The sequence below is a fragment of the Luteimonas sp. KH_071 genome, from assembly GCF_057838005.1.
In genome coordinates this window covers 1,836,082-1,850,767 of sequence record NZ_CM174458.1, presented here as the reverse complement: position 1 = coordinate 1,850,767, position 14,686 = coordinate 1,836,082, and the positions used below count along the sequence as shown (strand labels likewise).

Genomic DNA, 14,686 nt, shown 5'->3' with positions numbered 1-14,686 from the left:
CCTCCGTCCTCTGTTGAAACGCGGGCCGAACCAGCGGACGTCAGAGAGGCTCTGCCGCGATCACGTAATCGTGACCGGTGCGCAGACCGCCGTTCTCGGCGATGCGCAGATGCGCTTCCATCCGCAGCATATCGACGTGTGCATGCAGCGCGGCAGCGAGCTGGCGATCCGCCACGCGTTCGAGCACGCGTATGCACATGTCGAGCTGGCCATCGACGAAACGCGTGCCGAAGCGGATCGGCACCTGCTCGGCATGCAGGACGCGGAAGCCCGCGCGCTCGATCTGGCGCAGCGTCCAGTCCACTGGAAATTCGCGATATGGCCGATCGCCGGCCAACAGCAGACAGGCGTCGCGCAAGCGACCGATGCGCGTGACCAGACTGCCGGCTGCATCGAGCGTATCGGGAAGCTGCGGCACATAGGGCGCGAGGCCGACCACGTACAGCCGGCCGTCCGCCGCGACCAGATCGCGCAGGCGCGCGAACAGCTGGTCCTGCCAGTACGGCGCGAAACCTTCGATCGCGCCGAGCAGATAGTCGGCAAGCACGGTGTCGTAGCGCTCGCCCGCGAGCAACGCGGGATCGAGCCAGTTGCCGACGACCAGACGGTCGGCTTGGCGCCTGCACGTACCGATTTCGGTGTCCGTCCGGCGCGCCATCGACGCCGAGCCGGTGACCGCGGTCCAGCGTTCGGTGGGCAGTGACAGCAGCCAGCGCATTGAATTGCGGCCGGTCCCGGCGTCGAGCATGGCGCCCCAGGGACGATCGCCCTGGAGTTCGGCGATCCGGTGATACAGCGACATCGAGATCCTGATAGCTGGCGCGAAAGACGGCCGAGAAAGTTACAACATAACAATCACAGAACCAATCGCGGATGCGGTCTCAGTGGAAATCCCGCGACGGCAGCTGCATGCCACCGAGCATGCCGCTGAGATCCTCGAGATCACCGGCGATCAGGTGCGCCACGCCGTCGACGCGTTCCCAGCGGCCGCGTACCGCGAGCAGGCGTGATTCCAGCAACGCGCGGCGACGCCGCAATGCGAGGTGCGGCCAGACGATCACGTTGATCATTCCCGTCTCGTCTTCCAGCGTGACGAAGATCGTGCCCTTGGCGGTCGCGGGGCGTTGCCGTTGTGTCACCAGGCCCGCGACATGCACGCCGCTGCCGTGCCGGCGCTGCCGCAGATCGCGCAGGCCGATGATCCGGCGCCCGGCCATCTGCGCGCGCAGCAAGGCCATCGGATGCTGGCCGAGCGTCAGGCCGGTGCTGCGGTAGTCCGACAGGATCTCCTCTCCCGCCCGCGGCACCGGCAGTTCGACCACGTCTTCGTCGGGACTGCCGGGCAACAGCGGCCGTTGCCGTTCGATGCCCGAGACCGCCCAGCGCGCTGCATTGCGATGGCCCGCCAGTGACGCCAGCGCACCGGATTCGGCGAGCACGCTGCGCGCCTTTTCGTCGAGACCGGCGCGCAGGCACAGATCCTGGACGCTGGAAAACGGACGCCGTGCGCGGGCAGCGACGATGGCCTCGGCAATGTCTTTCGACAATCCCGCGACCAGACGCAGGCCCAGCCGGATATCGGGCTGCGTGCCCGGATCGGCGTCGCTGCGCCAAGGACGTCCGCCGACCAGAGTGCAGTCGCGATCGCTGACCATCACGTCGACCGGCAACACCTCCACGGGTGCACGATGCGGACTGCCACGACGGGCGTCCTGCACGATCTGGCTCGGCGAATAGAAACCCATCGGCTGCGCGTTGAGCAGAGCGCAGGCGAACGCCGCTGGCTCATGCCGCTTGAGCCAGCAACTGGCGTAGACCAGCTTCGCGAATGACGCGGCGTGACTCTGCGGGAAGCCGTAGGAACCGAAACCCTTGATCTGCTCGAAGATCTGGTCGATGAACGCCGACGCGTAACCCTTGGCTTCCATCAGCCCGCGGATACGCAGCCGATGCGGCTCCATGTCGCCGCCGCGACGCCAGGCCGCCATCGAACGCCGCAGGCCGTCCGCCTCATCGGCGTCGTAGCCGGCGTGGATCACCAGTTCCATCACCTGTTCCTGGAACAGCGGCACGCCGAGCGTCGGGCCGAGGATCTCGCGCACGCCTTCGGACGGATACGTCACCTGCTCGTGCCCCTGCCGGCGCCGCAGATACGGATGCACCATGTCGCCCTGGATCGGACCGGGCCGCACGATCGCGACTTCGACCACGAGGTCGTAGAACGCCTTGGGCTTGAGGCGCGGCAGCATCGCCATCTGCGCGCGGGATTCGATCTGGAACACGCCGACGGTGTCGGCGATCTGGATCATCTCGTAGGTCTGCGCATCCTCGCGCGGCAGGGTCGCGATCTCGAAATCGCGTCCGCGCTGGCCGCGCACCAGATTGAGCGCCTTGCGGATGCAGGTCAGCATGCCCAATGCGAGGCAATCGACCTTCAGCAGCTGCATGGTTTCCAGATCGTCCTTGTCCCACTGGATGATCGTGCGGTTGTCCATCGCCGCGTTTTCCACCGGCACCAGATGCGACAGCGGTTCGTTGGAGATCACGAAACCGCCGACGTGCTGTGACAGATGCCGCGGGTGGTCGCGCAACATCTCGGTGATCACGAGAATCTTGCCGATCAGCGGATTGTCGAGATCGAACCCGGCCTCGCTGATGCGCTGTTCCATCGGCGTCTCGCCATTGCCCCAGCCGTAGCAGTTGGCCAGCAATGCGATCTGGTCCGGCGGCAGACCGAAGGCCTTGGCGACATCCCGCACAGCGCTCTTGCCGCGATAGGCGATGACCGTCGCCGCCAGCGCGGCGCGCTCGCGGCCGTATTTGGCGTAGACGTACTGGATGACTTCTTCGCGGCGTTCGTGTTCGAAGTCGACGTCGATATCGGGCGGCTCGTTGCGGTTCTCCGACAGGAAGCGCGCCATCAGCAGACGGGTGTCGTCTGGATTCACTGCGGTGATGCCCAGCGCGTAGCAGACCGCGGAATTCGCCGACGAGCCGCGGCCCTGGCACAGGATGCCCTCGCCTCTGGCGAAGCGGACGATGTCGGCCACGGTCAGGAAGAACGCCTCGTACTCGAGCTTCGCGATCAGCGTGAGTTCGAACTCGATCAGCTCCCGCACTTTCGGCTGCGGGCCACCGGGCCAGCGCACGCGGATGCCTTCTTCGGTCAGATGACGCAGCCACGTCGTCGGCGTATGGCCCTGCGGCACCAGTTCGACCGGATAGTCGTAATGCAGTTCGCGCATGCCGAATGTGCAACGCGCCGCCAGATTCACGGCGGCCAGCATCAGATCGGCGCCGTAGATGTTGCCGAGCGCGCGCCGCGAACGCAGATGCCGTTCGCCGTTGCGGAACAGGTGTTCGCCGCAGTCGGCGATCGGCGTGGTGTGTCGGATCGCGGTCAGCGTGTCCTGCAGGATGCGCTCGCGCCGCGTCGCCATGTGCACGTCGCCGCTGGCCAGAGCGGGAACTCCGAGCGTGCGCGACAGCGCCAGCAGATCGCTGAGGCGGCCGGCATCGTCGCGTTCGCGGTGCAGTTCCACGGCGAGATGCGTCCGTTCGGGAAACACGGCGCGCAACCAGGCGCCCTGCCCCGCTTCGGGCGTCGCACCCGGCAGCCACACGGCGAAAACCCCGGGGGTTTTCCCACGAAACTCGGCTTCGACATCCGCGCGCGACAGCCGGTACTGGCCCTTGGTGCCGGCGCGGCGGCCGCGGGTGATCAGCGCACACAGCTGCGTGTAGCCCGCACGGGTTTCGACCAGCAGCACGAAACGCGTGTCGTCGATCAACCGGAATTCGCTGCCGACGATCAGCTTGAGCCCGGTTTCCTCCGACGCCTCCAGCCCGCGCACGATGCCGGCGAGCGAACATTCATCGGTGATCGCGAGCGCGCTGTAGCCGCAGTGCACGGCGCGCGCGAACAACTGCTCCGCGCTGGACGCGCCGCGCAGAAACGAGAAATCCGACAGGCAATGCAGTTCTGCATACGCCGGCAGATCCTCACTGGTGTCGTGGGCGACATCGTCATTCGCAGCTGCGCGCAGGCGTCCGGCGACGCGCAGCGCACGTGGCACATGGCTGCCCGGCGTGTCGCGGTCGACGCCATCGATCGCATCGTCCCAGCTCATGCGAACCAGCCGTGCAGCATCCAGCCGTCGAAGCGTCCCGGCGGCACGAAGGCCCAGCCGCGCTGGCCCTCACGGGTTTCGACCACGTAGTAATCGCGACGCGCATCGGCATCGTCCCACCAGCCGCTTTCCAGACGCTCCGGCCCGGACACGATGCGCAGGCCAGCATCGTGCAACGGTACCGGTTGCGGCAGCAGCCAGGCCGGACGCGGCGGGCGCGCAGGCGCATCCGCAATCGCGCCACCGCTATCGCCAATGCGGCGTGCCCATGCGCGCTCCGGACGTGGATCGCCGGCCGGTGTCACCCGATAGACCGCATCGTCGCCAAGCCGCGCGCGCAGGCGCTCCCGCAAATGCGGCCAGTCGAGCGCCTGTTGCGGGCGCGTATCGAACAGATCGCGCGCGGCCGGCACGAACGGCGGCAGTTCGCGTGCGAGCAGGCGCATCGCGACGACCGGCCTGGCGATTTCGGTGCGTTCGAGCCGGTTGCGCGCGAGTTCGAACAGCATCGTCGACGTGCGCTCGGGCGCGAGCAGGCCGACTTCGACATCGGTACTGCCTGCTTCGTGTTCCAGCCCGATCACGAAACGCTGCACGCCACCGTCGCGGGCAGAGAGATACGTGCACAGGTCGTTGATCAGCCGCCGCAACGGAAACAGCAGCGGCGGATGCGCTTCCACTTCGTAACCCAGCTCGACGCGCATGTCGAAACGGTCCGGCGGCGTGTAGCAGGCGACCGGATCATCGCCTTCGCCATACAGCCGGCGCACATGCGCCAGTACATCCGCGCCGAACCGGCGCTGCACGCCCGCGCCCGGCAGTTCGCGCAAGGCACCGAGCGTGCGCACACCCATGCGGTACAGACGTTCGCCGGCATCGCCCGGCAATGCGGCGCGGCGCACCGGCGTGCGGTCCAGCAGCGCCGACAGTTCCGCCGGCCCGGTCACCGCGAAGCCGTCGCGCAGACCGACCAGCACGCGCGCGGCGGTCGGCGACGGCGCGAGCGCGATGCGATGCGCGAAGCCCAATGCCGAGAGTTCTTCGCGCAGCGTGCGTTCGAACTGCGACCACGGCCCGAACAGTCGGAAGCTCGCCTGCACTTCCAGCACGATCGCGCGCGACCACTGCTGGCTCACCAGCGAACTGTGGCGATACGCCCAGGCGGCAAGGAAGCGGTGCGCGGTCGATTCCGCCAGCGGATCGTGCGGTTGCGTGCGCACGTCGGCCAGCAGCGCATGCGCGGCCGACAGGCGCATGCCGGCCTTCAGTCCGTGCGCACCGGCCGCGTCGTTGACGCTGTGCAACTTGCGCAGCTGCGCGGGTCCTTCGACCAGCGCGAATGGTGCGTCGGGATCGGGCAGACGGCGGAGAACGGCGTCGAGTGCCAGTTGCGGCAGGAGAAGACAGGCCCAGAGCATCGCAGGATCATTCAGCTCGCCAATCGCAGCGGTTGCGACGGCACCTGCCCGCCCCGGCATTTGCGCACCTGCCAGGCATGCACCTCGGGCAGATACTCCAGCCGCAATGCCGCCGGTGAGGCATTCGCCGCGTGACGCCGGTCGCGCAGCGCAAAAGCGTGGCAATCGCCGCTGTCTGCGGCGACCTGGAGGCGCCGTATCAACCGCGCATCACCGGTGTCCGGCCAGCCCAGCACCGCGGCGCAGGCGCCGCTGCGCAGGCATTGCTCGAACGCCCACAGTGCATCGCTGGGCGATGCCTCGACGACATCCAGCGCGTCCAGGCGAACGCCTGCTGCCTGCCACGCCGGTGCGTACGGAATGCACGGCGGCGCGACCAGCACCACGCGACCGCCGGCGGCGGTGATGCGCGACAGCGCCGGAAACAACAACGAGATTTCGCCGACGCCATCGGCCGGCAGCAGCAGTTCGGTCAATGCGCGCGGCGGCCAGCCACCGCCCGGCAATGCGGCATCGAGCGCGGCATGTCCGGTCGGCTGGCCGATGTCGGCGCAGCGCGTGCCGCGTCCGGCCGACCACACCGTGCGCGCGGCGAGCAAGGCATCCAGCGACTGGAGTGCAGGTGCCATCTCAGCCCTGCCGCACCAGGCCGCAGTACAGGCCTTCGATCGCGAAATCAGCATCGGCAGCGACCACGATCGGCGCGTGCGCGGGATTGCGCGGCAGCAGGCGCACGCCACCTTCGCGGTGTTCGAGCCGCTTGATGGTGATGGCATCGTCCAGACGCGCGACGACGATCTGGCCGTCGCGCGCATCGCGGCTGCGGTGCACACCGACGAGATCGCCTTCGAGAATGCCGTCGTCGATCATCGAATCGCCCTCGACCCGCAGCAGGTAATCCGGGCGCAGCGAGAACAGGCTGCGGTCCAGCCACAGCACGCGGTCGCTGCCGGTGTCCGGACCGATCGGCACGCCTGCGGCCACGCGCCCGAGCACCGGAAGCGCGGCCATGCGCTCGCCCTGCCCCGGCAGACGAAGCCCACGCTTCTGACCGGCCTGCAATTCCACGAGTCCGGCCGACACCAGCGCCTGCACATGCTTCTGCGCGGCATTGCGTGAGGCGAAACCGAAGGCCGCGGCAATCTCGGCCAGGCTCGGCGGCGCACCGGCGGCGATGCGCTCGCGCAGGAAGTCGAGGACGGCAGCACGCTGGGGGGACAGATCGCTCATGGTGTACATTTGTACACCTTCGAAACACGATATGCCATCGGTTCCAAGATCGGTCTTCCACGCCTCACTGCCGCCCTCGCAGTGGTGGCGGTGATGCGGCTGACCGGTTCATGCACGCGCCCTTTGCCAAGCGACGCGCGCACCACCAGCGGATGCACAGAAAAACGTTTACAGGGTTGTCCCCAGTAGCCCGCCCATCTTCCAGCGCCTAGCATCCAATCCAGTCTGCCCGGACTCTGGAGCGCCTCGTGGATCGGCAACGCAACGTGTTCCTGTTCCCCGCCCGCTGGCGGCGTTCGACCTGGCAAGTGATGGCGATCGTGTTGCTGGCCCTGCTGGTCGCATCCAATGCCGCCTGGCTGCACGCCAGTCGCAACGCCGACGATGCGACGGGGTTCTCCCGTCAGTTCGGCCACCTGCCCTCGCCCGAGCGCGTGATCTACGAATATCCGAAGCCGGCGGTCGTCGCGCCCGCTGCGCAAAAGCTCGTGGCGTATCGTTCGACGCCGCTCCAGGCCGGCGAGCGCTGCGCCGGCGGTCAGGTCATCCGTCGCCTGCCGAACGGTTGGGAAGGCACCAACCGTCCCTGCAATCCCTGATCACCTGGCGCCTCAGCCGCGGTGATTGCACACCGCCGACACGCGTTCGTTGAGCCGGCGCAGATCGTCATAACGGCGCTGGGTGCCGAGCTTGCGCAGGGCGTTCTCGCGACTGGCGCGTGCGGCCAGACATCGCGCGTGCCGGTCGTCGCGTCGGGGACTTGTCGCACGTACGGGTGTCTGCCGCGTCGATGCGGCCGCACGACGTCGCGTCGGCGGTGTCGCCGGGCGCTGCGTTGCCGTCGTTGCAGGCGCGTCCTGCACCTCGGCCATCCACGTCCGCAGCGCTTCGCCATCGGCGCAGGGTTGCGACTGATAGCTGTAGCTGCCGCGCCCGTCGGCGCATTTGTGCACCGACTGCGCGGCGACCGGCCACGCGACGAACAGCAGCAAAACCGCACAGATCCGCATCGGCATTCCCTCCGTGGAAGAACCGCCTACGACCCTGCGCGCGTGCCCTGGCTTGCACCATCGTGCGAACGCCCGCGCGCCTTCGGTCGCAGCCCGCAGGAATCGTCAGGAAATCCGCAGATGATCAGTCCCCGCCAGCCTCACGGGATTTGCGGATCGCTTCGGCACGCGCGGCGCGCAAGGCGTCGAGCTTGTCCTTGAGCTTGATCTCCATGCCGCGCGCGACCGGCTGGTAGTAGACCCGCTCGCCCATCGCATCCGGAAATGCGGTCTGGTCGAGCGCGATGCCGCCTTCGGCGTCGTGGTCGTACTGGTAGCCGGTGCCGTAGCCGAGTTCCTTCATCAGCTTGGTCGGCGCATTGCGGAAATGCATCGGCACATCCTGCGTGCCGTACTCGCGCACGTCGCGCTTGGCCTGGTTGAAGGCCATGTAGCCGGCATTGGATTTCGCGGTGCTGGCCAGATAGATCACCAGCTGCGCGAGCGCGAGTTCGCCCTCGGGACTGCCGAGACGCTCATACGTGTCCCAGGCATCGATCGACATCTGCAAGGCGCGCGGATCGGCCAGACCGACGTCTTCCACCGCCATGCGCGTCATGCGCCGGGCGAGGTAACCGGGGTCGCAGCCGCCATCGAGCATGCGCGTCAGCCAGTACAGCGCGGCATCGGGATTGGAGCTGCGTACACATTTGTGCAGCGCCGAGATCTGGTCGTAGAACTGCTCGCCGCCCTTGTCGAAGCGACGCGTGCGGTCGGCCAGCACCTGTTCGATCGTGCTGCCGGTGACTTCGCCGCCCTCGCCTGCCAGTTCGGCGGCGATCTCCAGCAGCGTCAGTGCGCGGCGCACATCGCCGTCGGCGGCCACGGCGATCAGCCGCAGCAGATCCTCGGCGATCCGCAGCCCGCGATCACCGAGTCCGCGCTCGGCATCGGCCAGCGCACGGTGCAGCGATTCGAGGATGTCGTCGGGCGACACCGATTCCATTACGTGCACGCGGCAACGTGACAGCAGCGCGGAGTTGAGTTCGAACGACGGGTTTTCGGTGGTCGCGCCGACGAAGACGATCGTGCCGCGCTCGATGTGCGGCAGAAACGCATCCTGCTGGGTCTTGTTGAAGCGGTGCACTTCATCGACGAACAGCACCGTGCGGCGCCCGCCATCGAAGCGGTGCGCGGCTTCGGCCAGCACCTGACGCACGTCCGGCAGGCCGGAGAGCACTGCCGAGATCGCCTTGAACTCCGCGTCCGCGTAATGCGCGAGCAGCAGCGCCAGCGTGGTCTTGCCGCAGCCCGGCGGCCCCCACAGCACCATCGAATGGATCTTGCCGGCCTCGACCGCCGTGCGCAGCGCGGTGCCTTCGGTCAGCAACCGGCGTTGCCCGACCATTTCGTCGAGCGTCGCCGGGCGCATACGTTCGGCCAGCGGACGCATGGCGCTGCGATCGACCTGCAACAGGTCGCCGCCATCGGCGCGGGTTGGGTGGGAACGGGGCAAGCGATTAACCTGTCGGCCTGGGCTGCAACGTAGTGCCGGGATGAGGATATTGCGACATACGGACGTGATCACAACCGCAAGACACCGACTGACCCGGCTTGCCAGCGGTCTTCTGCTGCTCGCCGCTTCGACCACGGCCGCAGCCGACTGGCGCAGCGATGCGGTAAACACGCTCGTTCGCGAAAGCGGCGCGCATCGACTCGTGGTTTTGGGCGAAATGCACGGCACGCGCGAGATTCCGCTGCTGGCAGGCGATCTGGTGGAGCACTGGAGCGAGACGGCGCCCGTACTGCTCGCACTGGAAATTCCCACGCGGGAGCATTCGGCGCTGCGCGAAGCCGTCACCGGTGGCGGCACCGACGCGCTGATCGACGCCCTGCGGCAACGGCCATGGTGGGCGTTGTCGCCCGAACAGAGCGATGGCCGACGCAGCGAAGACGTGCTGTCGCTGGTCCAGCGCATCGGAGGGCTGCGCAATGCCGGACACGATGTCGCGATCCTGCCGTTCGATCCGCGCAGCAGAGATTGCCATGAACGCGGAAACTGCGAAGCGGTGATGGCCGATGTGCTCAGGCGCGCGTACGACGGCTTCCCCGCGGGCCGCATCGTCGTGGTCGTCGGCAATCTCCACGCGATGCGCCAACGCCCGACCGATCCCGCGAGTCCATTCGCGGGCACGATGCCGATGACGGCCCATCTCCACGATCTGGCCCCGGTGTCGATCGACATCACCGCCGAGCGCGGACAGTTCTGGGCCTGCCAGGACATCGACGCATGCGGCACGGTGGACGTCAGCCGGCCACGCACTGCGGGCCGTCAGCCCGCCGATGCGCCTTACCACTACCGGCTGGTGCTGCCGGCGTTCACGCCGATCCGGCAGGTTGGCGAAATGCATCGCTAGGCGCTCGCACGATCGTATTGCGACGCACGAGGCCGGAAACGCAAACGGCCGCCCGAAGGCGGCCGTGTAATGCGATGCACCGCGAATCCCGCAGCGCGGGACGCGAAAGACTTATTCCTCGCCCACCACATCCACACCCGCCGGCGGCGTGTAGCGGAACGTGTCGGCGGCGAACGCGGGATTGCGCTTCCAGCCGCTGAAACCGATGGTCGTACGCTGGCCCAGGGTGTCGTGGATCTCCATGCGCGACAGGCTGCCATCGCTGCCGAAGCCCAGACGCGCGCGTTCGAACGCCGCGTTCTCGGCGCGCTTGGGGCGCAGCTCGAGCCAGTTCAGTCCACCTGCACTGCCGGCTTCGGCGACGCTGAAGTCGCGGTCGAGCTTCGACGGGTCGATCAGCGCGGCCAGCGGGCTGTCCTGTTCCTCGCTGCCCTGCGAACGGCGCGTGACCTGCTCCAGGTCGGGGTCATAGACCCAAACCGTGCGGCCATCGGCGACGATCAGCTGCGGGTACGGCTTCACGTATTCCCAGCGGAACAGACGCGGCGCCGACAGCGCCAGCGTGCCGCTCGAGCTCTCCTTGACCCGGCCGTTGCCGTCGGCGACCTGCTGGGTGAACTGGGCCTCGAGGCCCTTGAGGCCACTCGTGAACTGCTCGAGTTGCGGGCGCGCATCGGCGGCCTGCGCGAGGCCAGCCACCATCAGCACGGCAGCGGCGGCGAACCAGCGGGAATGACGGATCATCGAGCGCATGTACGGAACCTCTGGAGGCGGTGTGACGTTGGACCGGAGTGTGCGAATTCCCGGCTGAATGCGGCGATGACGGCGCAGCTTCGTGCCGATGCCGTGCATCGGCGATTCATCGCGGGGCCGCGCCTGCCGTTGGATCAGCGCGGCGGAGGCGGCGGCGCGAGCACGCTGCGGTCGCCATTGTGCTCGGGCGGCGTCACCACGCCCGCCGCTTCCATCGCCTCGACCAGACGCGCGGCGCGGTTGTAGCCGATCTTCAGCCGGCGCTGCACACCCGAGATCGACGCGCGGCGGGTTTCGGTGACGATCTTGACCGCTTCGTCGTACAGCGGATCGCTTTCGTCTCCGCCGCCGCTGCTGCTCGATTCCGGCAGGCCGGTCGCGCCGACGACGGTGCCGTCGCCCATCGTCTGCACCTCGTCGAGCACGCCGGTGATGTAGTCAGCCCGGCCGCTCTGCTTGAGATGTTCGACGACGCGATGCACTTCCTCGTCGGACACGAACGCGCCGTGCACGCGCTCGGGCATCGCCGTGCCCGGCGGCAGATACAGCATGTCGCCGTTACCCAGCAGCGTCTCCGCACCGGATTGGTCGAGGATGGTGCGCGAGTCGATCTTGGAGCTGACCTGGAACGCGATGCGGGTCGGGATGTTGGCCTTGATCAGACCGGTGATGACATCCACCGACGGCCGCTGCGTGGCGAGGATCAGATGGATACCGGCCGCACGCGCCTTCTGCGCCAGACGCGCGATGAGTTCTTCGACCTTCTTGCCGACGATCATCATCATGTCGGCGAATTCGTCGATGAAGATGACGATGTAGGGCAGCGGCTCGAGCAGTTCGGCGACGTCGCTCGATTCGGGATTCGGCCGGAACAGCGGGTCCGACATCGGTTGCCCGGCGTCCTCCGCATCCTTGACCTTCTTGTTGAAGCCGGCGAGGTTGCGCACGCCGACCGCGCTCATCAGCTTGTAGCGGCGTTCCATTTCCGCCACGCACCAGCGCAGGCCGTTGGCGGCCTCCTTCATGTCGGTGACCACCGGCGCCAGCAGATGCGGGATGCCCTCGTAGACGCTGAGCTCCAGCATCTTCGGGTCGATCATCAGCATGCGCAGTTCTTTAGGGCTGGCCTTGAACAGCAGGCTCAACACCATCGAGTTGACCGCGACCGACTTGCCCGAGCCGGTGGTACCCGCGACCAGCAGATGCGGCATGCGCGCGAGATCCGCGACCACTGACTGGCCGCTGATGCCCTTGCCCAGCGCCAGCGTGAGCGGACTCGGCGACTTGTCGTATTCCTTGGAGCGCAGCAGCTCGGAGAGATAGATCATCTCCCGGCGCACATTGGGAATTTCCAGGCCGATCACCGACTTGCCCGGAATCACATCGACCACGCGCACGGCCTTGACCGACAGGCCGCGCGCGATGTCCTTGTCCAGCGAACTGATCTGGCTGACCTTGACGCCCGGCGCGGGTTCCATCTCGAAGCGCGTGATCACCGGCCCTGGCTGGGCCTCCTTGACCACCACGTCGATGCGGAAGTCCTTGAGCTTGAACTCGATCTGCCGCGACAGGGTTTCCAGCGTGTCCTCGTCGTAGCCCTGCGGCTGCGGCTTGGGATCGTCCAGCAGCGACAGCGGCGGCAGGTCGGACCCGTTGGCGTTGACGCCGTGGAACATCGGAATCTGCTGTTCGCGCTTGGCGCGTTCGCTCTTCTCGACCGCCGGCGGCACGACCGGCGCTTCGATCTTCACCGGCGCGCGCTTGGCCCGCAGTTCGGTGTCGACCTTGCGCGCCTCGGTCCGCTCCTCGCGGTGCACGCGGGCTTCTTTCCAGTCGGTGGCCTGCTTGCTGCTGCGGCGGAACAGCACCGGCAGCTGCATGACCCAGCCACCGATGCGGTCCATCAACGCGAACCACGACAGGCCCGTCGCCAGCGTCACCGACACCAGGAACAGCGCGAGCAGCAGCAGATTGCCGCCGAACGCGCCGAAGCCCGCCTTGAGCGTATTGCCCACCAGCCGGCCCAGGATGCCGCCGCCACCGCCCGGGTAGTTCACCAGTTCCGGGAACCGCAGCGCGAGCAGCCCTGCGCCCGTGATCAGGAAGCCGACGATGCCGGCGAGGCGCAGCGCCGGCCCGAAATCGGCCCGGCCGTCACCGTCGCGATCCATGCCGAACAGCGCGATCCACGCGATCGCGCCGAGGATCAACGGCAGCGGATAGGCCATGAACCCGAACAGCTGCAGCAGCACGTCGGAAATCCATGCGCCGACAGGCCCACCGATATTGTGGATATCGGCCGGCAGCACACCGGTCTGCGACGACCAGCTCGGATCGGTGTGCGAATGCGTGACCAGGCACGCCAGCAGATACAGCAGCAGCGGCGCGATCAGGATCAGCGCGATGTCGCGGACCAGCCGCTGGCGGCGCGGATTGGGCGCAGCCTTGGCGGACGCCGCGGGTGCGGCGTCCTTGGCTGCGCTGCGCGTGCGCTTGGTGCGGTCTGAAAGCGGTCGTGCCACCGTGCGTCTTTACCTGAAGAAGTCGGTACAGGCCTTTGATCTTACGTCAAAGTTTCATGCCCTGCAGCGCAGGATGCACGAGCTTGCCGCCTTCGACGTTGATGCCGCGCACCAGCGCCTGGTTGTCGCGCCACTGGCCGGAAGCCAGCTTGTTGACCCACGGCAGGATCGCCGCGCAGATGGCCTGCGACGAGGTCTGCGGCACGGCGCCCGGCATGTTGGTCACACAGAAGTGGGTCACGCCCTCTTCCACGTACACCGGCTCTTTCCAGGTCGTGCCGCGCGAGGTCTCGAAGCAGCCGCCCTGGTCGATCGAGATATCGACGAGCACGCTGCCGTCCTCCATCGACTTGATCATGTCGCGGGTGACCACGTGCGGCGCGACCGCGCCGGTCACCAGCACCGCGCCGATCACCAGGTCGGCCGAAGCGACCTCGCGGGCGACGACGTCGTCGTAGGGATACAGCGCGGTGACGTTGTTGCCCAGGCGCATCATCTGTTCCATGCGGTCCTGGCGCTTTTCGAACACCACCACGTTCGCACCGCCCGCCGCGGCCAGCGCCGCCGACGCGCCACCGGCCACGCCGGCGCCGAACACCACGACCTTGCCGCGCTCGGTCGACGGCAGGCCGCCGAGCAGCTTGCCCTTGCCGCCGAGCGGCTGATGCAGGTAATGCGTCCCGACCTGCACGGCGATCTTGCCGGCGATCACCGACATCGGCGCCAGCAGCGGCAGCTCGCCGTTGTCGAGCTCGACGGTTTCGAACGCGACGCCGGTCAGGCCGATGTCGAGCAGACGCTTGGTCAGCTCGGGCAGCGGCGCCAGGTGCAGGTAGCAGAACAACAGGTGGTCCTTGCGCAGCAGCGCAAGGTCGCCTTCGATCGGCTCCTTGACCTTGACGATCAGTTCGCCCTTCTCGTACAGCGCGGCCGCATCCGGCGCGATCTTCACGCCCAGACGGGTGTAGGCCTCGTCGCTGAAGCCCGACTTCAGGCCAGCGCCCTGCTGCACCCACACTTCGTGGCCACGGTTGACCAGATCGCCTGCCGCTTCCGGCACCAGGGCCACGCGGCCTTCGAGGGTTTTGGTTTCACTCGGGATACCGATACGCATGTCGCCGACTCCTGCACAAAAAAACGCCGCTTTCGGCGGCGTGTCGCGGATGGATTGTTCCGGCCGGCTGACGTTGCCGAACCTTGTTTTGCGGGGGGCGCACCGCCAAGCTA

Annotated in this window: 12 protein-coding genes; 2 read left to right on the top strand and 10 right to left on the bottom strand. The window is 67.5% G+C overall.

The window, feature by feature from the left end; genetic code table 11:
- Positions 1-40 precede the first annotated feature (40 nt).
- The 5 genes from AC3IRM_RS08690 to lexA all read right to left on the bottom strand — a co-directional run bounded on the left by AC3IRM_RS08690 (position 41) and on the right by lexA (position 6,778).
- Complete coding sequence (locus AC3IRM_RS08690; RefSeq protein ID WP_489205778.1) at positions 41-802, bottom strand: class I SAM-dependent methyltransferase; 762 nt, start codon at positions 800-802, stop codon at positions 41-43.
- A gap of 79 nt (positions 803-881) precedes the next feature.
- On the bottom strand, positions 882-4,130 hold the full coding sequence (locus AC3IRM_RS08685) for an error-prone DNA polymerase (RefSeq protein ID WP_489205777.1): 3,249 nt from the start codon (positions 4,128-4,130) through the stop codon (positions 882-884).
- Entirely contained in the window at positions 4,127-5,548 is a 1,422-nt protein-coding gene (locus AC3IRM_RS08680) for a Y-family DNA polymerase (RefSeq protein WP_489205776.1), read from the bottom strand. The genes AC3IRM_RS08685 and AC3IRM_RS08680 overlap by 4 nt, the downstream gene beginning before the upstream one ends.
- A gap of 11 nt (positions 5,549-5,559) precedes the next feature.
- Positions 5,560-6,177 carry a translesion DNA synthesis-associated protein ImuA gene (imuA, locus tag AC3IRM_RS08675; RefSeq protein WP_489205775.1) on the bottom strand — a complete coding sequence of 206 codons (618 nt, stop codon included), beginning with the start codon at positions 6,175-6,177 and terminating at the stop codon, positions 5,560-5,562.
- A gap of 1 nt (position 6,178) precedes the next feature.
- Positions 6,179-6,778, bottom strand: a complete 600-nt coding sequence (gene lexA / locus AC3IRM_RS08670; protein ID WP_489205774.1) for a transcriptional repressor LexA — start codon at positions 6,776-6,778, stop codon at positions 6,179-6,181.
- A gap of 248 nt (positions 6,779-7,026) precedes the next feature.
- On the opposite strand from lexA, the gene AC3IRM_RS08665 reads away from it, so the two are divergent.
- Positions 7,027-7,377 carry a hypothetical protein gene (locus tag AC3IRM_RS08665; RefSeq protein WP_489205773.1) on the top strand — a complete coding sequence of 117 codons (351 nt, stop codon included), beginning with the start codon at positions 7,027-7,029 and terminating at the stop codon, positions 7,375-7,377.
- Positions 7,378-7,389: 12 nt separating this feature from the next.
- Here the strand turns inward: AC3IRM_RS08665 and AC3IRM_RS08660 are convergent, their stop codons facing one another.
- A complete protein-coding gene (locus AC3IRM_RS08660) occupies positions 7,390-7,788 on the bottom strand; it encodes a hypothetical protein (RefSeq protein ID WP_489205772.1) in 399 nt (132 codons plus the stop codon).
- A 124-nt stretch (positions 7,789-7,912) separates the two neighbouring features.
- Positions 7,913-9,220 (bottom strand): replication-associated recombination protein A, encoded by a 1,308-nt coding sequence (locus tag AC3IRM_RS08655; RefSeq protein WP_489205885.1) that lies wholly within the window; start codon positions 9,218-9,220, stop codon positions 7,913-7,915.
- 127 nt (positions 9,221-9,347) lie between these two features.
- On the opposite strand from AC3IRM_RS08655, the gene AC3IRM_RS08650 reads away from it, so the two are divergent.
- Complete coding sequence (locus AC3IRM_RS08650; protein ID WP_489205771.1) at positions 9,348-10,184, top strand: calcium-binding protein; 837 nt, start codon at positions 9,348-9,350, stop codon at positions 10,182-10,184.
- A 111-nt stretch (positions 10,185-10,295) separates the two neighbouring features.
- Here the strand turns inward: AC3IRM_RS08650 and lolA are convergent, their stop codons facing one another.
- The 3 genes from lolA to AC3IRM_RS08635 all read right to left on the bottom strand — a co-directional run bounded on the left by lolA (position 10,296) and on the right by AC3IRM_RS08635 (position 14,573).
- Positions 10,296-10,937 (bottom strand): outer membrane lipoprotein periplasmic chaperone LolA, encoded by a 642-nt coding sequence (gene lolA, locus AC3IRM_RS08645; RefSeq protein ID WP_489205770.1) that lies wholly within the window; start codon positions 10,935-10,937, stop codon positions 10,296-10,298.
- A 134-nt stretch (positions 10,938-11,071) separates the two neighbouring features.
- Positions 11,072-13,459: a DNA translocase FtsK gene (locus AC3IRM_RS08640; protein WP_310233802.1), complete on the bottom strand. Its 2,388-nt coding sequence runs from the start codon at positions 13,457-13,459 to the stop codon at positions 11,072-11,074.
- A 46-nt stretch (positions 13,460-13,505) separates the two neighbouring features.
- Complete coding sequence (locus AC3IRM_RS08635) at positions 13,506-14,573, bottom strand: alanine dehydrogenase (protein WP_489205769.1); 1,068 nt, start codon at positions 14,571-14,573, stop codon at positions 13,506-13,508.
- Between the last annotated feature and the right edge of the window lie 113 nt (positions 14,574-14,686).